A 22247-nucleotide genomic window follows, 5' to 3' on the forward strand; every position below is an offset into this window, starting at 1 on the left:
TCCCCCACCACAATGGAGCCATGCCGTTCTTCACCGGGGCGACCGGACAGATCCACTACCGTCGCTGGACCGTCGATCAACCGCGCGCCGTCGTGGTGTTCCTGCACGGGATGGGCCAGCACACCGGGCACTATCACCGGTTCGCCGCCGGACTCGCCCGGCACGACATCGAGATGTGGGGGATCGACCAGGCCGGGCACGGGCTGTCGGAAGGCACTCCCGGTGTGCCCGGCGCGTTGGGGGATCTCGCGGACGACGCGGCCCTCCTCGCGACGACGGCGGCACAGGCGTGTCCCGGGGTGCCGCAGGTACTGATGGGCCACTCGCTGGGCGCGGCCGTGTCGATCACGCTGCTGCGGCGCGGACCGGAGCGGTTCGCGGCAGCCGTCCTCTGTGGAACACCCAAATCCGTTGTGCAGCAAGCCGAGACATCGGACTTCGCGAGACCGGATCTTCCGGTGCTCGCGATCCACGGCGTCGACGACCGGTTGGCGCCGATCGACGGGGTGCGCGCGTGGACGTCCGGCCTGCCGGGAGTGACCGTGCGGGAGTACCCCGACACCGGCCACGACCTGCTGCACGAAAAGATCCACCGGGCAGTCACGAACGATGTCGCCGCCTTCGTGCTCGACGCTACGGTGTGCTGATGGAATACACGCGTCTGCTGTCCGCTCTGCGCGACGAGGGTGAGACACTGGCTGCGACGCCGGTCGTTGCGCTGTCCGAACCTGTTCCCACGGTGCCGGACTGGACCGTCGAACACGTCGTACGACACACCGGCAAGATCCACCAGTGGGTGGTCGCCGCGTTGCAGGCCCCGCCGGAGGCATCGGTGTCGGAGGTCCGTCGCTCCGGCGACATGCCCCGAGGGCCGGAATGTCTTGCCGCCTACAGGGTTGCGCTCGAGGCGCTACTCGACGAGTTCACCCGACTCGACCCCGGGAAGCAGGTTCCGACGATGGTCGGCCCCGGCACCGTGGCGTGGTGGCTCCGCCGGCAGACGCACGAGGTCTCCGTGCACCGGATGGACGTGTCCGACACGCTGCAGGCTGCCGGGGGTCCCAAGGTCGCCGAGCTGGATCCGGAGATCGCGGCCGACGGCGTCGACGAATGGGTGGACGTGTTCCTGGGCCGCCTCGCCGCCGGCGGCCGGCTGCCGGACTCGCTCGCCGGGCGCACCATCCACCTCCACGGCACCGACACCGACGCCGCGGAGTGGCATCTCGCGTTCGCACCGGGAACGGTGGAGGTTACTCGCGAGCATCGCAAAGCCGATGTGGCGCTGCGTGGTCCGGCGCAGGACCTGCTGCTCACGCTGTGGCGGCGCCGCCCCCTGGTGGGCCTCGACGTGATCGGCGATTCCGCGGTGGCGCGGGCGCTGCTGGGCTCGGCGGCCCTGTAGCGACGCGGGCAAATCCACCGACACTGACGACGGTCCGGGCCCGGGTGCGGTGTCGCACCCGGGCCCGGACGTGTCGTCGAACAACTAGGAGTAGATCGCCTCGATCGCGACCGCGTGCTCCTGGTGGATGATGTTGCGCTTAAGCTTGAGCGTCGGGGTCAGCTCGCCCGAATCGACCGTGAAGTCGACCTCGAGGATGCGGTACTTCTTGATCTGCTCCGGGTTGGAGACCTTCTTGTTGCCCTCGGAGACCGCGGCGTCGATCTCGGCGACGAGGTCGGCATGCTTGACGAGTTCCGAGATCGGGGTGTCGGCAGGCAGGCCGTTGCGTTCCTTCCAGCCGGGTAGCGCCTCCGGGTCGAGCGTGATGAGGGCGCCGATGAACGGCTTCGCGTCGCCGACGACGAGGCACTGGCTGATGAGCGCGTGCGCGCGGAGGGCGTCTTCGAGCACGGCCGGGGCGACATTCTTGCCGCCGGCGGTCACGATGATCTCCTTCTTGCGCCCGGTGATCGACACGTACCCCTCGGCGTCGATGGACCCGAGGTCACCGGTGTGGAACCAGCCGTCGCGGATGGAATCGGCAGTGGCCTGGTCGTTGTGCCAGTAACCGTCGAACACGACCGGGCCGCGGACCAGGAGTTCGCCGTCCTCGGCGATCTTCGCGGCGTGACCGTTGATCGGCTTGCCGACGGTCCCCACCTTCTGGTCGCGGATGGTGTTGACCGTGACGGCAGCGCTGGTTTCGGTGAGGCCGTAGCCCTCGTAGACCGGAACGCCGATCCCGCGGAAGAAGTGACCCAGGCGCGCGCCCAGCGCGGCACCGCCCGAGACCGCGCGGTCGCATTCACCGCCGAGCGCGGCGCGCAGCTTGGCATAGACCAGCTTGTCGAACAGTGCGTGCCGCAGGCGCAGGCCGAGTCCGGGGCTGCCCTGCTCCTGCGCCTCGCTCCACGCGATTGCGGTCTCGGCGGCCTTCGCGAAGATCTTGCCCTTGCCGCCGTCCTCGGCCTTCTGCTTGGCCGAGTTGTAGACCTTCTCGAACACGCGGGGGACCGAGAGGATGAAGTTGGGCTTGAAGATCGCGAACTGGTCGATGAGTGTCGTCAGGTCGGCGGTGTGCGCGACGGTGACCTTGGCGTCGAACGCGCCGAACGAGATCGCGCGCGCGAACACGTGGGCCAGCGGCAGGAACATCAGGGTGCGATTGCCCTCCTGCAACGCGTCACCCAACGCAATCCTCACCGCGGCAGACTCGGCGTAGAAGTTCGAGTGGGTGAGCTGCACGCCCTTGGGCCGTCCGGTGGTGCCGGAGGTGTAGATGAGGGTCGCGGGCGAAGACGCGCGCACCTGCTGTCGGCGCTCGTGCAGTTCGTCGTCGCTGATACCGGCGCCACGGGTGATGAGCTCGTCGAGGGCTCCGGCCTCGATCTGCAGGACCTCGCGCAGCGCGGGGGCGGCCTCGGCGACGTCCTTCACGGTCTCGGCGTGCGTCGACGTCTCGACGATGAGTAAGGACGTGGCCGAGTCCTCGAGGATCCACTGCGCCTGGTCGGAGGACGACGTCTCGTAGATCGCGACCGTGCATCCGCCGGCGGTCCAGATGGCGTAATCGAGAACGGCCCACTCGTAGCGTGTGGCCGAGAGGATTGCGACGCGGTCGCCGAGTTCCACGCCGGACGCGATCAGGCCCTTCGCGATGGCCTTGACCTCGCCGGCGAACTGGGCCGCGGTGACATCGACCCATCCACCGTTGCCCGGCTTCTTGAAGGGCACGAGATTCGGACACTCCGCTTCGTACCGGAACACAGTGTCGGCCATGGACGCGTCTTCCGGAATGGTGAACGACTGTGGAACCGAATACTCACGCACTTTGACCCCTCCAAGAAATGACATGATGGATGTGCATTGCATCACATTCAGGGTCTCTTTGCACTAAGTCTCGAGTCCGGTTTGCGCATTTCGGCTGTCGACCTGCGGAAATAAATGTAACTGTATGTAATGCTAACTTTCTCCAGGTAGGGGGCTGTGCGAGTCACGCAACGGGATGAAAGTGGTCCTCGCGCGTGCATCCCCACCGCCGGACCGCGTGCTCGAGCGCGGCTGCCGGGACACCGAGGCGATCGGCGGCCGCGGCGAGGATTTCGGTCGGTGGAGCCGAGGGTGCGGGATCGCCGGGGGTGTCCGCGAGTGCAGACCGCACGAACTCGTCGGTCGCCGTGGCGGTGCCGGGGGAATAGGGCGCACCCGTCAGGGTCATCAGGTGCTGCCACATTGCGTCGTCGGGTCCGCCGCAGCACTCGTCCCACGCGGCGCGCAGGTCACTGCGGGTGCGGTCGTCGCGGGTGGCGCCCACCAGGTCGCCGACCGAGTCGATGTGCAGGGCATACAGACGTTCGGCGGTGCGCTGGATCTCGGCGGCGCGCAACGGGGCGGCGTTCTCGGAGTAGCGGCGCTTGTAGTTGCCGATCTTCCCGGCCCACTGATCGGAACTGCCCACCTCCTCGAACGTGCGCAGCAGCTCACGAGCTCCGTCGGTGACCCGGCCGGGAACGTGGGCCTGCCGGTACGCACGGTAGCGGTCGACCACGGTTCCGGCGTCGGCGTACCGATCACCGGCTGCCTGGACCGACTCGATGATGCAGAGTGCGAGGCTGTCCCGATACTCGTCGGGCGGCACCCAGCCGGCCGGGTCGCCGAGTCTGTCGCGGCAGGCCTGGACCACCGTCTGCACTTGCTGTTCCGAGACGCTCACGAATCCTCCCTCGCTGCGCAGGGCCTCACGAGACGTGTATCGGCGCCGCGGCGTCGAATGTTGCACCGGTCACGCCTGGGATTCGCCGGTGCGGGCGAGCAGCTCGGTGACCTCGCGGTCGTCCAGCTGATGGAAGTCGACGTATGCGCCGCCCACGCCACCGAGATTCACGGGCGTGAACGGACACACCACCTCGTCCGCGGTGACTCGCAGCCGCGAGACGGCCTCCGGCGATGCCACCGGTATCGCGACGACGATCCTGGCCGCCCCCGCGGCACGTGCAACCTGACAGGCGACCGCTGCGGTGGCGCCGGTCGCCATGCCGTCGTCGACGAGCACGACCGTCCGTCCTGTCAGCGGTGTGCGTGCTCGCCCGCCGCGCAGGGCATCGGCGCGTCGCGCCAGTTCCTGCCGCTCCTTCGTGCGGACGGACTCGAGGGCCTGGCGTGTCACACCTCCGCGATGGATCACGTCGTCGTTGAGGACCTCCGCCTCGCCCTCGCCGATCGCCCCCATCGCGAGTTCCGGCTGCCACGGCACACCGAGCTTGCGGACCAGGATGACGTCGAGGGGAGCGCGGAGAGCCTGGGCGACCTCGTATGCCACCGGTACGCCGCCGCGGGGGAGTCCCAGAACCATCGGATCGGACCCGCGCAGATGGCTCAGCGACTTGGCCAGGGCCCGTCCGGCCCCAGCGCGCGTCGCATAGTGCATGACGTGCTCCGTCGAAGAGATTCGATCTCGATCTCGACGATACGCCGCAGACTGCGCACAGGTGCGGCGCCCGGTAACGGATCCCGGGCGCCGCAACCGCGGGTGCGAACTATGCCGTCGAGACCAGGTTGCCGTCGATGTGCGCCTGGTAGGCGGGCAGGTCGAGCATGCCGTGACCGGACAGCCCGATCACCAGCACCTCGGGCTCGGTGAGCCCGCGCGCGTACTCGGCGGCGGCAGCGATCGCATGCGCCGATTCGGGCGCGGGGACGATGCCCTGGGTCCGCGCGAACAGCACGCCCGCGTCGAACGAGTCGGTCTGGTCGACGGCCTGTCCCTTGACGTAACCGAGTTCGACGGTGTGACTGAGCAGCGGCGCCATGCCGTGGTAGCGCAGGCCGCCGGCGTGGATCGGGTCCGGGACGAAGTCCTGGCCGAGCGTGTGCATCTTGAGCAGCGGGGTCAGGCCCGCGACGTCGCCGTGGTCGTAGCGGTACTCGCCCTTGGTGATCGACGGGCAGGCGGCCGGCTCGGCAGCGATGATCCGGGTCTGTGCCTTGCCGTGCAGGACCTCCCGGATGAACGGGAATGCGAGGCCGGCGAGGTTGGAACCGCCACCTGCACAACCGAATACGACGTCGGCGTTCGCCTCACCGGCGGCGCGCAGCTGCTCCACGGCCTCGAGGCCGATCACCGTCTGGTGGAGCACCACGTGGTTGAGGACGCTGCCGAGTGCATAGCGTGCGTCGGGATCGTTCGCGGCGACCTCGACGGCCTCGGTGACGGCCATGCCGAGCGAGCCGGGGGTGTCGGGGAAGTCGGCGAGCATCTTGCGTCCCGACTCGGTGAGATCGGACGGGCTCGGGTGCACGATGCCGCCGTAGGTCTCCATCAGATGGCGGCGGTACGGCTTGGACTCGTACGACGCGCGCACCTGCCACACCTCGAGCTCGATGCCGAACTTGGCGCACGCGAACGACAACGCGCTGCCCCACTGGCCGGCGCCGGTTTCGGTGGTGATCTTCTTGACGCCGTCCTGGGCGTTGTAATACGCCTGCGCGACCGCGGTGTTGGTCTTGTGGCTGCCGACCGGGCTCACGCCCTCGTACTTGACGTAGATCCGAGCGGGCGTCCCCAGCGCCTTCTCGAACTCGCGCGCGCGGATCAGCGGTGCCGGCCGCCAGGTCCGGTAGGCCTCACGGATGGGTTCGGGGATCTCGATGTACTGCTCGGCCGTGGCCTCCTGCTCGATCAGTGCGCTGGGGAACAGCGCCGCCAGATCGGCGGGGGTCACCGGCTCCCTGGTGCCCGGGTGCAGGTGGGGCGGCGGGGCGACCGGCAGGTCCGCGACGATGTTGTACCAGTGGGTGGGGATGGGTGTCGGGATACTCGACTCGGACACTGCTGGTTCCTCTCCAGGGGTGACGGGCGGTCGTCCACATTGTGATGTCAGTCATTCCCGCGTTGCATTCGGGGTGCCGCCCATCCGCCACCGCTCATCTTCGGTGGCCGTGCGAGTGGCCATGCGCCGAACGGGAGTTCACGGCACGCGCGGGGCCCGGAAACGGTCACCGAATTCCCGTTCAGGCGTCGGGGTATGGGCGGAGGGGAGGCGCGCCAGACGCGCGGCGTCGCGCATCGACTAAACTGACTGGTCAAATGAGTGACACCGAGCGTGACCCGCAGTCCGACAACAATCCCATCACCTTCGCCGACCTCGAGATCGACGAACGTGTGCTGAAGGCCCTTTCCGACGTCGGATACGAGTCGCCCTCGCCTATCCAGGCCGCGACCATCCCGCCGCTGCTCGCCGGCAAGGACGTCGTGGGCCTCGCGCAGACCGGCACCGGCAAGACCGCCGCGTTCGCGATCCCGATCCTGTCTCGCCTGGACGTGGACCGGAAGGTCCCGCAGGCGCTCATCCTGGCCCCGACCCGCGAGCTCGCGCTGCAGGTCGCGGAGGCCTTCGGCAAGTACTCGGCCCACATCCCGGGTCTGCACGTGCTGCCGATCTACGGTGGTCAGGCGTACGGCGTGCAGCTGTCGGGTCTGCGTCGTGGCGCCCAGATCATCGTCGGAACTCCGGGTCGCGTCATCGACCACCTGGAGAAGGGCACGCTGGACCTGTCGAATCTCGAGTACCTCGTCCTCGACGAGGCGGACGAGATGCTCAAGATGGGTTTCCAGGACGACGTCGAGCGCATCCTCGCCGACACCCCGGAATACAAGCAGGTGGCGCTGTTCTCGGCGACCATGCCGCCCGCGATCCGCAAGATCTCCAAGCAGTACCTGCACGATCCCGTCGAGATCACCGTCAAGTCGAAGACGGCTACCGCGTCGAACATCACCCAGCGGTGGGTGCAGGTGGCGCACCAGCGCAAGCTCGACGCGCTCACCCGGATCCTCGAGGTGGAGACCTTCGAGGCGATGATCATCTTCGTTCGGACCAAGCAGGCCACCGAGGACCTGGCCGAGCGGCTGCGGGCGCGCGGCTTCTCCGCCGCCGCGATCAACGGCGACATCGTGCAGGCGCAGCGTGAGCGCACGATCGGTCAGCTCAAGTCCGGTGCCCTCGACATCCTGGTCGCCACCGACGTCGCGGCCCGCGGCCTCGACGTCGACCGCATCTCGCACGTCGTGAACTACGACATCCCGCACGACACCGAGTCCTACGTGCACCGCATCGGTCGTACCGGCCGCGCCGGGCGCACCGGTGACGCGCTGCTGTTCGTGGCCCCGCGCGAGCGTCACCTGCTCAAGTCGATCGAGCGCACCACGCGGCAGCCGCTCACCGAGATGCAGCTGCCCACCGTCGAGGACGTCAACGCGCAGCGTGTCGCGAAGTTCGGTGACTCGATCACCGCGAGCCTGAGCTCCGACAACCTGGCACTGTTCCGCAAGCTGATCGAGGACTACGAGCGCGAGCACGACGTGCCGCTCGCCGACATCGCTGCGGCGCTGGCGGTCCAGTCTCGGGACGGCGAGTCGTTCCTCATGTCGCCGGAGCCGCCGGCTCCGCCGCGTGCCCCGCGTGAGCCGCGGGAGCGGCCCGCGCGCCGCTTCGACGACGGTCCGCCGCGCCAGAACCGCGACGGCCAGGAGCTGGCCACCTACCGCATCGCGGTCGGCAAGCGGCACAAGGTGGTTCCCGGCGCGATCGTCGGCGCCATCGCCAACGAGGGCGGGCTGCGCCGCAGCGACTTCGGGCACATCAGCATCCGGCCCGACCACAGCCTGGTCGAACTCCCGGCCGACCTGTCCAGCGAGACGGTCGAGGCGCTGCGCGCGACGCGCATCTCGGGTGTGCTGATCCAGCTGCAGCCCGACCAGGGTGCTCCCTCCGGTCGGCCCTCGCGGGGTGGTCGTGACGACCGCGCCGGCGGAAAGTACGGCCGCCCCAAGGGCGATCGGTCGTCGGACCGTCGTCGCCCGCGCGACTGATTCGTCGGGCCCTCCGACAGGACAAATCGACGCCAGGACGGGTGTCGGCGAGTGTGAACTCGCCGGCACCCGTTTCCTGTGAATGCGAACGATCCTGTGACGGGAGTGACGCCTGCTCTGTAACGTGCCTCACAGTTTGCGGTCGGGGATCGGCGCAATCTTCAGCAAGGAGGCACGAGCGTGGTCCACACGATTCGTCGAGGTCTCATCGCGGCCGCCCTGATCGTGGGCGGTGCAGTCGGTCTGGCCGCACCAGCGGCGGCAGACCCGAGTTCGCTGTTCGGGAGTTCGGGCGGTAGCGGCAGCGCGAGCCTGTTCGCCGGCAGTGGCGACATCGCCATCCCCCTGCCTATCCCCAGCCCGCGCGGTATCGCCGCGCTGGCCGCGGCCACCACGCAGACCGGCAAGCCCTACCTGTGGGGTGGCAACGGTCCCGACGCGTGGGACTGTTCGGGACTGGTGCAGTGGGCGTTCCGCACGGTCGGGATCAATCTCCCGCGGACCAGTCAGGAGATGGCCCGGTTCACCGGCGGCATGCTGGTCCCGCTGTCGGTGCTGCAACCCGGCGACGTCATCACGATGGACACCTACGACATCGCCGGGCACGTGGGGATCTACGCCGGCAACGGCATGGTCTTCAACGCCTACGGCACGGGTGTCCCGACCGGGCTGCGACCGCTGTCGGACTTCCGGATCCACAACATTCGCCGCTTCTTCTGAAGCGGCGCCGAGGTCAGCGCAGCACCTCGGTGAGGACCGGGGCTTCGGGCGTGCCGGTGTCGAACTGGGTCCGGTGCAGCTCGGCGTAGCGTCCGTCGGCCGCGAGCAGTTCGGAGTGGTTGCCGCGCTCGACGATTCGACCGTTCTCGACCACGAGGATGAGGTCGGCCGCGCGAATGGTGGACAGCCGATGCGCGATCACGATCGCGGTCCTGCCGTCGAGCGCCTCGGTCAAGGCTTCCTGGACTGCGGCCTCGGAGGTCGAGTCGAGGTGGGCGGTGGCCTCGTCGAGGATCACGACCCGCGGCTGCGCGAGGAGCAGACGGGCGATGGTGAGTCGTTGCCGTTCACCGCCGGACAACCGGTAGCCCCGCTCGCCGACGACGGTGTCGAGGCCGTCGGGCAGTGACTCGATCAGGGCGGTGAGGCGCGCCCGTCGCAGGACCTCCCACAGCTCCGCCTCGGTCGCCTCGGGCCGGGCGAGCAGCAGGTTGGACCGCACGGATTCGTGGAACAGGTGGCCGTCCTGCGTCACCATTCCGACGGTCCGTCGAATCGAATCGGTGGTCAGATCCTTCACGTCCACGTCGCCGATGAGGACGGACCCGGCGTCGACGTCGTACAGCCGTGGAACGAGCTGCGCGATGGTGGACTTCCCGGCACCGGAGGACCCGACCAGCGCGACCATCCGGCCCGGTTCCAGTCGGAAGCTGACGTCGTGCAGGACCGTCGACCCGGTACGGGTGTCGAGTCCGGCGACCTCCTCGAGCGACGCGAGCGACACCTTGTCGGGGGAGGGGTACGCGAAGTCGACGGACCGGAACTCGACCGACGCCGGGCCTGCCGGGAGGTCGACGGCGTCGGGCTTCTCCGTGATGAGCGGCTTCAGGTCGAGGATCTCGAAGACCCGCTCGAAGCTGACCATCGCGCTCATGACGTCCACTCGGGCACTGGCCAGCGATGTGAGGGGCGAGTACAGCCGGGTGAGCAGGAGCGCCAGGGAGACGACCGCGCCCGCCTCGAGTTGGCCGCGCAGCGCGTAGAAACCACCCAGCCCGTACACCAGCGCGAGTGCCAGCGCCGACACCAGCGTCAGCGCGGTGACGAACACCGACTGCAACATCGCGGTACGGACACCGATGTCGCGGACCCGCCGGGCGCGGACCGCGAACTCGGCGGACTCCTGGCCAGGGCGGCCGAACAGCTTGACCAGGGTGGCCCCCGGCGCCGAGAACCGCTCGGTCATCTGCGTGCTCATCACGGAGTTGTGGTTGGCGGCTTCACGGCTGAGCTGGGCGAGGCGTGCGCCCATCCGGCGGGCGGGCAGGACGAAGATGGGAAGCAGCAGCAACGACAGCAGCGTGATCTGCCACGAGATGCCGATCATCACGATCAGCGTGATCACCAGTGTCACGAGGTTTCCGACGACGCCGGACAGGGTGTCGCTGAACGCGCGTTGCGCGCCGATCACGTCGTTGTTGAGTCGGCTGACCAGCGCGCCGGTGCGCGTGCGGGTGAAGAACGCGACCGGCATCCGTTGCACGTGGTCGAACACGGCTCGGCGCAGATCGAGGATGAGGTCCTCTCCGATGCTCGAGGACAGCCATCGGGTGACGATCGCGAGACCCGCCTCGAACACGGCGATCGCGGCGATGAGCAGCGCAAGCCGCACCACGACGTCGGCCGAGTCGCCGGCCACGATCGCGTCGACGACGCGGCCGGCGAGAACTGGGGTGGCCACCGCCAGCGCCGCGGTGACGACGCTGAGCAGCAGATACCACGCGATGTGGCTACGGTGTGGGCGCGCGTAGCCGGCCACCCGGCGCAGCGTGGCGCGGGAGAAGGGACGACGGTCCTGCTGCGCGTGCATCGCGTTGTACATCGCGTTCCACGCGGTGACCTCCATGCTCATGGTGCGCCCCTCTCGTCGGCCCGGTCACGATACGACCGGGGTCCGACACCGAAGGTAAGACCTCAACATTGCTCGAGGTCAAGGCGCGGGCAGTCAGTGAGCGATGTCGACGACCAGTCGGGTGGGATCGCTCAGGGTGTAGACGCGGTAACCGACATCCCGCTGGGACAGCCCGATCAGCGTCTGCGCCCGACCCTCGAAGACGCCCGCGTCGCGGACCTCGGTCACGACACCGCCGGACCCGACCTCCAGCGGATTGGGTCCCGCATACGGCTCGACACCGGCCTGGGGCTGCATGGTCGACCCCTCGATGAGAACCTGGAGGATGCCCTGGCCCGCGACCGCGAGGGGCTTGCCGCTGCCCTGCTGATTCGCGGTGGACACGATCTCGGCCTGCCACCCGGGCGTGCCGACGCCGCCGAACTCGTACACCACCCGGTCGAAGCCGTCGTGCCTGCCGACTCGCATGTCGGTGATGGTCAGCGCGGCGTCGGGGGAGGCCTGCCCGGTCTGCGGGGCAACCTCGGTCGGGGCGTCGGTCATCGTGCCGTCGGCTGCCGCGAGCGGCGCGATGTTCGTCGGAGAGGCCTCGGACGTCGACGTGGTGATCGAGGTCGTCGACGCGGTCTGCTCGGCGTCGGTGCTCGAGCAACCGGCGAGCGCGAGCGCCGCGACGGCGACGGAGGAGATGGCGAGCGTGCGGCGGGACCGAAGGTACGTCATGAGTGGCGATGGTAGGTCGGGCACGTTCCGCGGTCGCGGTCCGACGCGGCGTCGTGTCCGATTCGGTATGTGTGACGTCGGACGCGCTCAGTCGCGCTCAGTCGCCGGCGAGGGCGTCGCGCAGGTAGGCCAGATCGTCGGCGATGCCGTCGGCGGGGGTCTCGAGGATGACGGGGGCACCGGCCGCGGACGCGACGGCGGTGAGCATCGCGGGGTCGATCAGGCCGGTGGTGAGGTTCGCGTGCCGGTCGCGGGCGGAGTCGAACTCGTCGCGCGAGTTGTTCAGGTGGACCAGGTCGATGCGCCCGGTGATCGCGCGGATCCGCTCGGCGATGCCGAGCAGTTCCTCGCCGCCCGCCCACGCATGGCAGGTGTCGAGGCAGAATCCCGCGCCGAATTCGCCGACCGCGTCCCACAGGCGTCCGATCGCGTCGAGGTGGCGGGCCATCGCGAAGTCGCCGCCGGCCGTGTTCTCGATCAGGATCGGGACCGGGAAACCGCCCTGGTCCTGCTGGCGCTCGAACAACTTGCGCCAGTTCTCGACGCCCGCGGCCGGATCCTCGCCGTCGCGCACGTGACCGCCGTGGACGACGAGGCCGACTGCCCCGATGTCGGCGGCAGCGGCTGCCTGGTCTGCGACGGCCTTGCGGGACGGCATCCGGAGTCGGTTGTTGAGGCTCGCGACGTTGATGACGTACGACGAATGGACGACGACATCGATCGGGCTCGCGAGGATCTGCTCGGTCTGTGGGTGGGGCTCGGGCTTGTCCCACTTCTGGGGGTCGGTGAGGAACAGTTGGACGATGTCCGCGCCGAGACGCTCGCCGGCCCCGATGGGGTCGGCGTCCTGCCGGACATGGGCTCCGATCCGCATGTCCCGAGAGTAGCCGTGGGGCGGTCCCGGTCATCGAGAAACGCCCGCCGTGGATGGACGCCGCCTGGTTATGTGGCTGTCAGCACACCGACAGATGCGGGAGATTGAGACCACATGGGCAAGTTGGACGGAAAGGTCGCGCTCATCACGGGCGCCGGCCAGGGCGTCGGTCAGGGAATTGCGTTCGCACTCGCCAAGGAGGGCGCGAGGATCGCCGTGTCCGGGCGGACGGAGTCGAAGCTGATCGACACGTGCGAGGCGATCGCGGCGTTCGGCGGGATCGCCGAGCCGGTCGTCGCGGACGTGTCGAGCGCCGACGACATCACGCGTTCGGTGGACACGACCGCGGCGCTCTTCGGCGGCGTCGACATCCTGGTCAACAATGCCAGCCTCAACCCGCTGGGTCCGATCAACGATCTCGAGGCGGGTCTCCTCGAGCGCGCGTACACGTCGGGTCCGGTTGCGGCCCTGCGCACGATGCAGGCTTGCTACCCGCACATGAAGGAGCGTGGCGGCGGAGCGATCGTCAACATGGTCTCGTCGGTCGCGGTGCGCTGGGATGCGAGCGGTTACGGCGGCTACGCGTCGGTGAAGGAGGCCGTCCGGTCGCTCACCCGCGCCGCCGCCTGCGAGTGGGGTGTCGATAACATTCGCGTCAATGCTGTTGCACCGCATGCAATGTCGCCGGGTCTGCAGCGTTGGGCGGACGCCCGTCCGGAGGAGGCCGCCGCCTTCGTTGCGAGCATTCCGATGCGACGGATCGGTGACGCCGAGACCGACATCGGCAGCGCGGTCGCGTTCCTGGTCGGACCCGATGCGGCCTATCTGACGGGTGCCACGATTCCGCTCGACGGTGGGCAGGCCCGCTGGGCCTGAGCCTGTCGAAGGCGATGCGGGCCGATCGGACGTCGTGGACTTTCCGGACTGCACAGGCGGTTTCGGCGTCGTGACGGAAAGTCGAACGTAGTCCGACGATCCGGCCCGCGGTCCTCCCGGTGCGTGTGATGATGAGAGTCTCACCGCATCGGGAGGACCCGGTTATGGCTGCGGAATTCACGGGCAAGGTTTCGGTCGACATTCGGGATTCGACGCCGGACTGGGCGCCGTTCGCGGAACCTCGTGCCCCCGAGGGGGCGCCGAACGTGCTGTACGTCGTGTGGGACGACACCGGAATCGGTACGTGGGACATGTACGGCGGGCTGGTCGAAATGCCCAATCTGAAGCGGATCGCCGACCGCGGCCTGCTGCTCAGCCAGTTCCACACGACGGCACTGTGTTCACCGACCCGCGCGTCGCTGCTGACCGGTCGCAACGCGACGTCGGTCGGAATGGCCACGATCGAGGAATTCACCGACGGGTTCACCAACGCGAGTGGTCGCATACCGGCCGACTGCGCGCTGTTGTCGGAGGTCCTGGGTGAGCGCGGCTGGAACACCTACGCGGTGGGCAAGTGGCACCTGACACCGCTCGAGGAGGCGAATCTCGCCGCGACCAAACGGAACTGGCCGTTGGCGCGGGGATTCGAGAGGTTCTACGGGTTTCTCGGCGGTGAGGCCGACCAGTGGTACCCGAACCTCGTCTACGACAACCATCCGGTCGAGCCGCCGTACGCGCCCGAGGACGGGTACCACCTGTCGAAGGACCTGGCGGACAAGTCGATCGAGTTCATCCGGGACTCCAAGGTGATCGCTCCCGACAAGCCGTGGTTCATGTACCTTTGTCCGGGTTGCGGGCATGCGCCGCACCATGTCTCGAAGGAATGGGCGGACCGGTACCGGGGTCGCTTCGACATGGGCTACGAGAAGTACCGGGAGATCGTCCTCGAGAATCAGAAGCGGCTCGGCCTGATCCCGGCGGACACCGAACTGTCCCCGATGAACCCGTATTCCGGGGAGGTCAGCGCGGAGGGCCTGCCTTGGCCGCCGCTCGACACGGTCCGCCCGTGGGACTCCCTCGGCGACGACGAGAAGCGGCTGTTCTGCCGGATGGCCGAGGTGTTCGCCGGGTTCCAGAGCTACACCGATGCCCAGCTCGGCCGGCTGCTGGACTACCTGGAGGAATCGGGTCAGCTGGACAACACCATGATCGTGCTGCTGTCCGACAACGGTGCCAGCGGTGAGGGCGGGCCCAACGGGTCGGTCAACGAGTACAAGTTCTTCAACGGGTACGCCGACAAGGTCGAGGACGGACTGGAGAAGATCGACCAGTTGGGCTGCCCGGAGACGTACAACCACTACTGCCTCGGCTGGGCGATGGCGTTCAACACCCCGTACAAGCTGTTCAAGCGGTACGCGTCGCACGAGGGCGGGATCGCGGACCCGTGCCTGATCTCGTGGCCCGACGGCATCGCGGCCCGCGGCGAGATCCGCGACCACTACATCAGCGTCTCCGACATCACGCCGACCGTCTACGAGTGCCTCGGTATCGATCCGCCGCTTCTGGTCGGCGGTGTTCCGCAGCGGCCGCTCGAGGGCACCAGCTTCAGGCCGATCCTCGACGACCCCGATGCGGCGACCGGGAAGTTGACCCAGTTCTATTCGATGCTCGGGACCCGCGGGATCTGGCACGACGGCTGGTTCGCGAACACCGTCCACCCCGCGGCGCCGTCGAACTGGTCGCACTTCGACGACGACCGGTGGGAGCTGTTCCACATCGCGCGCGATCGCAGCCAGGTCCACGACCTCGCCGCCGCGCGGCCGGACAGACTCGACGAGATGCGCGCGCTGTGGTTCGAGGAGGCGGAGAAGTACGGCGGGCTGCCGCTCAACGACCTCGACATGGTGTCGGCGTTCCTGCGGTATCGGCCGTACCTCACCGGTGCCCGCGAGTCGTTCGTCTACTACCCCGATGCCGCGGAGGTGGGTCCGGGTGCGGCACTGGAGATGCGGGGCCGGTCGTTCTCGGTGCTCGCGGAGGTCAGCATCGAGGCCCGCGACGGCGGACCCGCCGCCGGTGCCGCCGAGGGTGTGCTGTTCGCGCACGGCGGCCGGCTCGGTGGGCACACGCTGTTCGTGCAGGACGGGTTCCTGAAGTACGTCTACAACTTCCTGGGCGAGGAGGAACAGGTGGTGGTGTCGACGGAACCGGTGACGGCCGGCGACCACGTGCTCGGCGTCCGGTTCGTCCGGACCGGCGCGGCCGACGACCAGTTCACGCCGCTCGGCGACACGACTCTGTACATCGATGATCGTGCGGTGGGCTCGCTCACCGGGATGCGACTGCAACCGGCGATGTTCTCCGGGGTCGGGCAGGGCATCCGCATCGGTCGCGACCCCGGACAGTCCGTCTCGGCTCTCTACCGGGCGCCCTTCCGGTTCCGTGGTGGCACCATCGCCAAGGTGGTGGCCGACGTCTCCGGTGAGCCGTATCTGGATCTCGAGCGGGAGATCGCCCGCGCGTTCTCCCATGACTGAGGCTTCATCCGCAGGTCGGGGTCCAAGATCAGGGATGTCCCCGATGGTCTTCTGTCGGGCCCGCGGGTGAGGATGGTTGGCATGCCAACCGAAACCGAGTTGCCCACCGAAACCACAGTCGCCGCTCGCGCGGTCAACCTGACGAAGGTCTACGGGTCGGGGGACACCCAGGTCCACGCGCTCGCGGGCGTGTCCGCGGAGTTCGAGCGGGGGGAGTTCACCGCCATCATGGGGCCGTCCGGCTCCGGCAAGTCGACGCTCATGCACTGCCTGGCCGGCCTCGACGAGGCGTCGTCGGGTTCGGTGTTGATCGGAGCCACCGATCTCACCACGCTCTCGGACAAGCAGATGACCCAGCTGCGCCGCGACCGGATCGGGTTCGTGTTCCAGGCGTTCAACCTGGTGCCGACGCTCACCGCCCTCGAGAACATCACGTTGCCGCTCGACATCGCCGGCCGCCGCGCCGACCAGCAGTGGCTCGACACCGTGATCGACCGGCTCGGGCTGCGGGACCGGCTGGACCACCGGCCCGGTGAGTTGTCCGGCGGGCAGCAGCAGCGTGTCGCGTGCGCGCGGGCGCTGGCCGGGCAGCCGGAGATCATCTTCGGTGACGAGCCGACCGGCAACCTGGACTCGAGTTCCTCGGGTGAGGTCCTGTCGATCCTGCGCGCCGCGGTCGACGAGTTCGGCCAGACCGTCGTCATCGTCACGCACGACCCGCGTGCCGCGAGCTTCGCGGACCGCGTGGTCTTCCTGGCGGACGGCCGGATCGTCGACGAGTTGCGCGAGCCCACCGCGGAGTCGGTGCTGGACCGCATGAAGAACCTCGAGACGGTCTGACGCCATGGCAGTGACCAATTCCCCGATGCGCAAGGTTTCGCTGCGCAATCTCGCCGCCCACAAGGTGCGGCTCGTCCTGACTGTGTTGTCGGTGGTGCTCGGCACGGCGTTCGTGGCCGGTTCGTTCGTCTTCACCGACACCCTGCAGAAGACGTTCGACAGCATCTTCGACGGCACCGCGCAGGGCGTCGACGTCCGCGTCAGTCCCGAAGAGCAGGGTTCGAGCGGCGTCCCCCTCGCGGACGTCGACACGATCCGCTCCGTCGACGGTGTCCGCACCGTCGCGCCGTCAGTGGGTGGCCAGATCGTTGTTCTCAACTCGGCCGGCAAGCCGATGCAGAACGGTGGCGCACCCAGTATCGGTTCGTCGTACCTGCCGCCGGATCAGGCACTGGGAGAGCCGACGGTCTTCGTCACGGGTACCCCGCCGGAGCAGCCGAACCAGATCGCGCTCAACGAGGGTGCCGCGAACCGGGCCGGCCTCGAGGTCGGCTCCGCCACGCGCGTCCTGACGATGCGCGGCTGGAACGACGTCACTGTGTCGGGCATCTACGCGCCCGAGTCCGACACGGGTGGATATGTCGGCGCGCTGTTCACCGACGCGCAGGCGCGCGAGCTGTTCACCGACGGCGGCCACGTCGGGTACATCGACGTTGCCGGGACGGGAGTGTCGCAGGACGAGCTGCGTGATCGGATCGCGGCGGCGCTGCCCGACACCAAGGTTCAGACCGGCGCCGAGGTCAAGCAGGAGACCAAGGACGAGATCGGTGAGGCGCTCAGCTTCGTCAACTACTTCCTGCTGGCCTTCGGCGCCATCGCACTGCTCGTCGGCACGTTCATCATCTACAACACGTTCTCGATGATCGTCGCGCAGCGCCTGCGCGAGCTGGCCCTGCTGCGTGCGATCGGTGCCAGCCGCAAGCAGGTGGGCCGGTCGGTCGTGTTCGAGGCGCTCATCGTCGGCGTGATCGGCAGCGCGCTGGGCATCGCCGCGGGCATCGGGCTCGCGTACGGCCTGCGGGGTCTGCTCAACGCGTTCGATCTCGGCCTGCCCGACGGCCCGCTGCAGGTGGCGCCGCGCACGATCATCGTGGCTCTCGTGCTCGGTGTGATCGTCACGGTCGTCAGCGCGTACGCGCCGGCCCGCCGGGCCGCCAAGGTTCCGCCGGTTGCGGCGATGCGTGAGGAGTTCGCCTCCACGGGTGACACCCTGCGGGTGCGCACGTTGATCGGCGCGATCGCGGCCGTGCTGGGTGTCCTTGCGCTGGTCGTCGGAGCACAATCCACTGGTGGCGGAGCGGCCGCCGTCGTCGGGCTCGGGGCGCTCGCCCTGGTTCTCGCGGTGCTGCTGGCCGCTCCGGCGCTGTCGCGTCCGGTGGTGGGTGCGCTCGGTGCCGTGTTCGCCAAGCCGTTCGGTCCGGTCGGGCGTCTGGCCCGCACCAACGCGGTCCGCAATCCGCGCCGCACCGCGGCGACGGCGTTCGCGCTCACCCTCGGGCTGATGCTCGTGTCGGTGATCGGCGTGTTCGGTGCGTCCGCCAAGGCGAGCGTGAACTCGCTCGTCGACAAGGGCGTGGAGGCCGACTTCGTGCTCACCGGCCCCCAGGGGATCGGGGTGCCGGCCGGCGCCGCCGGCGCCGCCGCGCGGGTGAACGGCGTCACCGACGCGATCTCGCTGCACGGTGTCGCCGCGAAGATCGGCGACGCCGATGTCTACGGCACTGCGCTGAGCGGGTCGCCGGAAGGCGTGCTCGCCTACACGATGAAGGAAGGGGCCTCGTCGGTGTCCGGCACCGACATGCTGGTCAGTGCGACCGAGGCTGCCGACCGCGGGTGGGCGATGGGCACCCCGGTGACCCTCACCGACCGCGACGGCGAGCAGGTCGTCACGACTGTCACCGGTATCTACGAGGACAACCAGCTGCTGGGTCCGTGGCTCGTCTCGGACCAGGTGTACCAGGAGATGACGGCGCCGAACATGCGCACCGAGTGGGCGGTGCTGATCAAGGCGGCGCCCGGTGCCGACCTCACGGCGATGGCGACCGACCTTGCCACCGCGACCGACCCGTTCGTCGTGGTCCAGGTCCAGGACCGCGAACAGTTCAAGGGCACGCAGGGCCAGCAGATCGATGCGCTGCTCGCCGTGCTGTACGGCCTGCTCGCGCTCGCGGTCGTCATCGCGATCCTCGGCATCGTGAACACCCTCGCGCTCTCGGTCGTGGAGCGGCGCCGGGAGATCGGCATGCTGCGCGCGGTGGGTATGCAGCGGGCGCAGGTCCGCCGCACCATCTACCTCGAGTCGGTTCTGATCGCGGTGTTCGGCGCCCTGGTGGGCGTCATCCTCGGTGTCGTGTTCGGGTGGGGCTTCGTCCGGACGCTCGCCGACCAGGGCCTCGACCAGATCTCGGTGCCGTGGGGACAGGTGCTGGGGATGCTGCTGGGTTCCGCGGTCGTGGGCGTCCTGGCCGCACTGTGGCCCGCCAACCGGGCGGCCCGCACCCGGGCGCTCGAGGCCATCGCCGACATGTAGGCGCGGCGAAACCAGGGGCGGTACCTTCGTCGGCTTCGGCCGCGAAGGTACCGTCTTCGCGTGAGCAACCTGCAGGAAATCGGTGATCGTGACGGCTGGCGCTGTTGGCTGTGCGACGAGCCGGTCGACCCGGACATGTCGGTCAACGATCCGCGCGGACCGAGCGTCGACGGCATCAGCACCGCGAAGAAGAGCAAGGGCAAGTCGGTCCAGGAGCGCCTCGCGCACCGTGCCTGCAATACCAAGAAGGGCGCAATCAAGCCGGTCGTCGCGTGGCCCGACGAACTGTTCGTGGTGGACCCGGCGCCGATCATCGGTGTCGTCGAGCAGTTGACGCGCAAGGGCGGCCGGGTCGCGGTGGCACGCTGTCCCGGCGAGGCGGATGCGCGGGCGGCCGGTGAGTGGCTCCTCGACCGCCTCTCGCGGCTTGCACCGGACCTGGATCTGACCACCCGGGTCGACTCCGGTGGCGGAGGCGCTCTGCTGGTTCTCGAGACTCGCTAGGCGCCGCGGCAAAGCGCCGTTCACCGCCCTACATGGGAGTACCGTTCGCATCGAGGACCCGGATCCGGTTCAGGTGTGGAGGGAATCATCGATGAATCTGGCGTTGACCGCGGACGAGCGCGCGTTCCGCGACGAGATGCGCACCTTCTTCCGGAGCGAGGTCCCGGCGGGGATTCGTGAGCGGGTGGCGTCGGGTGCCACACTCGGCCGCGACGACGTGGTCACGACGCAGCGCATCCTGAACGCCGCGGGTCTCGCGGTACCGCACTGGCCCGTCCGGTGGGGTGGCCGGGACTGGACCGCGGTGCAGCGGCACATCTGGCTCGACGAGATGCAGTTGGCGGCGGTCCCGGAGCCGCTGGCGTTCAACGCCAACATGGTCGGTCCGGTGATCGCGGCGTTCGGCTCGGACGAGCAGAAGGCGCGGTTCCTGCCCGCGACGGCCAACCTCGACATCTGGTGGTGTCAGGGCTTCTCGGAGCCGGGATCGGGGTCGGACCTCGCTTCGCTGCAGACCCGCGCCGTCCGCGACGGTGACAGCTACGTGATCAACGGGCAGAAGACGTGGACCACGCTGGCGCAGTACGCCGACTGGATCTTCTGCCTCGTGCGCACCGATCCGGACGCTCCGAAGAAGCAGGCGGGCATCTCGTTCATCCTGGTGAACCTGACGTCCCCGGGCGTGACGGTGCGACCGATCCGCCTCATCGACGGCAGCTACGAGGTCAACGAGGTCTTCTTCGACGATGTCCGCGTGCCGGCCGAGAACCTGGTGGGGGAGGAGAACGCCGGCTGGAGTTACGCGAAGTTCCTCCTCGGCAACGAGCGCACCGGCGTCACCGGTGTCGGCCGCACCAAGATCAAGCTGGCGCGCGCGAAGGAGCACGCGGCGCGCACTCCGCTCGGTGCGGGCACTCTGCTCGACGATCCGCTGTTCGCGGCCCGCGTCGCGGAACTCGAGAATGAACTGCTCGCACTCGAACTCACGCAGCTGCGGGTGGTCGCCAGTTCGGTGCACGGCAAGCCGGACCCGGCGTCGTCGCTGTTGAAGCTGCGAGGTTCCGAATTGCAGCAGGCCGCAACCGAACTGCTCGTCGACATCGCGGGCCCGGACTCGTTGCCGTTCGAGGCCGGCGCCGACATCGAGAGCCCACTGTGGGCGCAGCGAGCCGCGCCCGCGTACCTGAACTACCGCAAGGTGTCGATCTACAGCGGGTCGAGCGAGGTGCAGCGCACCATCATCGCGTCGTCGATCCTCGGATTGTGAGGCGTGGCATGGACTTCGAACTCGACGACGAACAGAAGCTGCTGCGCGACACGACGCGGGAACTCCTCGGCCGCAGCTACGACCCCGAGGCACTCGCGGCGGTCAAGGCGACGCCGCGCGGTTGGAGCGAGGACGTGTGGCGGAGGCTGGCCGAGACCGGACTGCTCGGGCTCGGATTCTCCGACGAGGATGGCGGCTCGGATGCCGGCCCGGTCGAGGTCGGACTCGTGATGTCCGAACTGGGCCGACGGCTCGCGCCGGAACCGCTGCTGGATGCAGTGCTGGTGCCTGGTTCGTTGATTGCCGACGTCGGCAGCGAGGCGCAGCGGCGGAAGATCCTCCCGAGTGTCCTCGGCGGCGCGGTGCTGCTCGCGTTCGCCCACGCCGAGTCGGGGACCCGGTGGCCGGCGGTCGAGGTGGGCACCAGTGCTGTGCGGCAGGGAGATTCGTGGACCCTCACCGGCACCAAGAATCCGGTGCCGCACGGTGACTGCGCCGACTCGGTCGTCGTGTCCGCGGCGTTGCCCGACGGCGGCGTCGGCCTGTTCCTGGTGGATGGGGACGCGCCCGGCGTCGCTCGACAGCGATATGCGACGCACGACGGCTTGCGGGCCGCGCAGATCGAATTCCGGGACGCCCCCGCCGAGCCGTTGGGCGACGGCGGCGATGTCGTCGCCGCGATCCACGCCGCGCAGGTCCGCGCGCAGGCCGCGCTGTGTGCCGAGGCGGTGGGCGCGATGGAGGAGACCCTGCGGCTGACCACCGAGTACCTGCGGACCCGCAAACAGTTCGGTGTGCCGCTGGCGAGCTTCCAGACTCTCACTCAACGCGCGGCCGACATGTATGTCTCGTTGGAACTGGCCCGCAGCATGAGTCTGTACGCGACGATGTCGCTCGCCGACGGCGTGATCGATCCGGTCATCGCATCGCGGGTGAAATTGCGGATCGGCCGGTCGGCCAGGCACATCGGGCAGGAAGCGATCCAGATGCACGGCGGCATCGGTATGACCGCCGAATACGTGGTGGGGCACTACGTGTCCCGACTGACCGCGATCGAACACACCCTCGGCTCGACCGACGATCACCTGCGGGTCCTCGTCGCCGACGTCGCGGGGCACGACATGGTCGACGTCGCGGGCTGACGGCGTCCGC

At 68.8% G+C, this 22247-nt stretch carries 18 protein-coding genes; 11 read left to right on the forward strand and 7 right to left on the reverse strand.

Going from position 1 to position 22247, the window contains the following annotated elements:
- Positions 1-20: 20 nt before the first annotated feature.
- Complete coding sequence (locus AB4Z09_RS01830; RefSeq protein ID WP_174909199.1) at positions 21-647, forward strand: alpha/beta hydrolase; 627 nt, start codon at positions 21-23, stop codon at positions 645-647.
- Positions 647-1402, forward strand: coding sequence for a maleylpyruvate isomerase N-terminal domain-containing protein (locus tag AB4Z09_RS01835; protein ID WP_442239040.1), 756 nt, complete (start codon positions 647-649; stop codon positions 1400-1402). The genes AB4Z09_RS01830 and AB4Z09_RS01835 overlap by 1 nt, the downstream gene beginning before the upstream one ends.
- An 84-nt stretch (positions 1403-1486) precedes the next feature.
- On the opposite strand, the gene AB4Z09_RS01840 is transcribed toward AB4Z09_RS01835, so the two are convergent.
- The 4 genes from AB4Z09_RS01840 to AB4Z09_RS01855 all read right to left on the reverse strand — a co-directional run bounded on the left by AB4Z09_RS01840 (position 1487) and on the right by AB4Z09_RS01855 (position 6273).
- Entirely contained in the window at positions 1487-3274 is a 1788-nt protein-coding gene (locus AB4Z09_RS01840) for an AMP-dependent synthetase/ligase (RefSeq protein ID WP_114718499.1), read from the reverse strand.
- A gap of 163 nt (positions 3275-3437) precedes the next feature.
- Entirely contained in the window at positions 3438-4157 is a 720-nt protein-coding gene (locus AB4Z09_RS01845) for a heme peroxidase (RefSeq protein WP_442239041.1), read from the reverse strand.
- Between the two features lie 69 nt (positions 4158-4226).
- A complete protein-coding gene (locus tag AB4Z09_RS01850) occupies positions 4227-4871 on the reverse strand; it encodes a phosphoribosyltransferase (RefSeq protein ID WP_442239042.1) in 645 nt (214 codons plus the stop codon).
- Positions 4872-4980: 109 nt separating this feature from the next.
- Entirely contained in the window at positions 4981-6273 is a 1293-nt protein-coding gene (locus tag AB4Z09_RS01855; RefSeq protein WP_174909206.1) for a TrpB-like pyridoxal phosphate-dependent enzyme, read from the reverse strand.
- Positions 6274-6530: 257 nt separating this feature from the next.
- Between AB4Z09_RS01855 and AB4Z09_RS01860 the strand changes: the two genes are divergently transcribed.
- Positions 6531-8312, forward strand: a complete 1782-nt coding sequence (locus AB4Z09_RS01860; protein ID WP_429516439.1) for a DEAD/DEAH box helicase — start codon at positions 6531-6533, stop codon at positions 8310-8312.
- 180 nt (positions 8313-8492) lie between these two features.
- Positions 8493-9032 carry an NlpC/P60 family protein gene (locus AB4Z09_RS01865; protein ID WP_442239043.1) on the forward strand — a complete coding sequence of 180 codons (540 nt, stop codon included), beginning with the start codon at positions 8493-8495 and terminating at the stop codon, positions 9030-9032.
- Between the two features lie 13 nt (positions 9033-9045).
- On the opposite strand, the gene AB4Z09_RS01870 is transcribed toward AB4Z09_RS01865, so the two are convergent.
- From AB4Z09_RS01870 to AB4Z09_RS01880, 3 genes are all read right to left on the reverse strand, one after another.
- Positions 9046-10944, reverse strand: a complete 1899-nt coding sequence (locus tag AB4Z09_RS01870) for an ABC transporter ATP-binding protein (RefSeq protein WP_442239044.1) — start codon at positions 10942-10944, stop codon at positions 9046-9048.
- Between the two features lie 93 nt (positions 10945-11037).
- Positions 11038-11667: an AMIN-like domain-containing (lipo)protein gene (locus AB4Z09_RS01875; protein WP_114718504.1), complete on the reverse strand. Its 630-nt coding sequence runs from the start codon at positions 11665-11667 to the stop codon at positions 11038-11040.
- A 97-nt stretch (positions 11668-11764) separates the two neighbouring features.
- On the reverse strand, positions 11765-12541 hold the full coding sequence (locus tag AB4Z09_RS01880) for a deoxyribonuclease IV (protein ID WP_442239045.1): 777 nt from the start codon (positions 12539-12541) through the stop codon (positions 11765-11767).
- Positions 12542-12655: 114 nt separating this feature from the next.
- On the opposite strand from AB4Z09_RS01880, the gene AB4Z09_RS01885 reads away from it, so the two are divergent.
- From AB4Z09_RS01885 to AB4Z09_RS01915, 7 genes are all read left to right on the forward strand, one after another.
- Positions 12656-13417 carry an SDR family NAD(P)-dependent oxidoreductase gene (locus AB4Z09_RS01885; protein ID WP_114718506.1) on the forward strand — a complete coding sequence of 254 codons (762 nt, stop codon included), beginning with the start codon at positions 12656-12658 and terminating at the stop codon, positions 13415-13417.
- Between the two features lie 164 nt (positions 13418-13581).
- Entirely contained in the window at positions 13582-15954 is a 2373-nt protein-coding gene (locus AB4Z09_RS01890; RefSeq protein ID WP_442239046.1) for an arylsulfatase, read from the forward strand.
- 72 nt (positions 15955-16026) lie between these two features.
- A complete protein-coding gene (locus AB4Z09_RS01895; protein ID WP_114718508.1) occupies positions 16027-16794 on the forward strand; it encodes an ABC transporter ATP-binding protein in 768 nt (255 codons plus the stop codon).
- A 4-nt stretch (positions 16795-16798) separates the two neighbouring features.
- A complete protein-coding gene (locus AB4Z09_RS01900; RefSeq protein ID WP_114718509.1) occupies positions 16799-19324 on the forward strand; it encodes an ABC transporter permease in 2526 nt (841 codons plus the stop codon).
- Between the two features lie 60 nt (positions 19325-19384).
- Complete coding sequence (locus tag AB4Z09_RS01905; RefSeq protein ID WP_114718510.1) at positions 19385-19828, forward strand: hypothetical protein; 444 nt, start codon at positions 19385-19387, stop codon at positions 19826-19828.
- 91 nt (positions 19829-19919) lie between these two features.
- Entirely contained in the window at positions 19920-21095 is a 1176-nt protein-coding gene (locus tag AB4Z09_RS01910) for an acyl-CoA dehydrogenase family protein (RefSeq protein ID WP_114718511.1), read from the forward strand.
- Positions 21096-21103: 8 nt separating this feature from the next.
- A complete protein-coding gene (locus tag AB4Z09_RS01915; RefSeq protein ID WP_174909219.1) occupies positions 21104-22237 on the forward strand; it encodes an acyl-CoA dehydrogenase family protein in 1134 nt (377 codons plus the stop codon).
- Positions 22238-22247: the final 10 nt, after the last annotated feature.

Source organism: Rhodococcus sp. TAF43 (genome assembly GCF_052113525.1).
In the GTDB taxonomy this organism is placed as follows: domain Bacteria; phylum Actinomycetota; class Actinomycetes; order Mycobacteriales; family Mycobacteriaceae; genus Prescottella.

Bases quoted from the DNA above. Each gene is read 5' to 3' on its own strand.
- AB4Z09_RS01830 (WP_174909199.1), top strand. From the start codon at position 21: ATGCCGTTCTTCACCGGGGCGACCGGACAGATCCACTACCGTCGCTGG.
- AB4Z09_RS01835 (WP_442239040.1), top strand. From the start codon at position 647: ATGGAATACACGCGTCTGCTGTCCGCTCTGCGCGACGAGGGTGAGACA.
- AB4Z09_RS01850 (WP_442239042.1), bottom strand. From the start codon at position 4,871: ATGCACTATGCGACGCGCGCTGGGGCCGGACGGGCCCTGGCCAAGTCG.
- AB4Z09_RS01860 (WP_429516439.1), top strand. From the start codon at position 6,531: ATGAGTGACACCGAGCGTGACCCGCAGTCCGACAACAATCCCATCACC.
- AB4Z09_RS01870 (WP_442239044.1), bottom strand. From the start codon at position 10,944: ATGAGCATGGAGGTCACCGCGTGGAACGCGATGTACAACGCGATGCAC.
- AB4Z09_RS01875 (WP_114718504.1), bottom strand. From the start codon at position 11,667: ATGACGTACCTTCGGTCCCGCCGCACGCTCGCCATCTCCTCCGTCGCC.
- AB4Z09_RS01880 (WP_442239045.1), bottom strand. From the start codon at position 12,541: ATGCGGATCGGAGCCCATGTCCGGCAGGACGCCGACCCCATCGGGGCC.
- AB4Z09_RS01885 (WP_114718506.1), top strand. From the start codon at position 12,656: ATGGGCAAGTTGGACGGAAAGGTCGCGCTCATCACGGGCGCCGGCCAG.
- AB4Z09_RS01890 (WP_442239046.1), top strand. From the start codon at position 13,582: ATGGCTGCGGAATTCACGGGCAAGGTTTCGGTCGACATTCGGGATTCG.
- AB4Z09_RS01895 (WP_114718508.1), top strand. From the start codon at position 16,027: ATGGTTGGCATGCCAACCGAAACCGAGTTGCCCACCGAAACCACAGTC.
- AB4Z09_RS01900 (WP_114718509.1), top strand. From the start codon at position 16,799: ATGGCAGTGACCAATTCCCCGATGCGCAAGGTTTCGCTGCGCAATCTC.
- AB4Z09_RS01910 (WP_114718511.1), top strand. From the start codon at position 19,920: ATGAATCTGGCGTTGACCGCGGACGAGCGCGCGTTCCGCGACGAGATG.
- AB4Z09_RS01915 (WP_174909219.1), top strand. From the start codon at position 21,104: ATGGACTTCGAACTCGACGACGAACAGAAGCTGCTGCGCGACACGACG.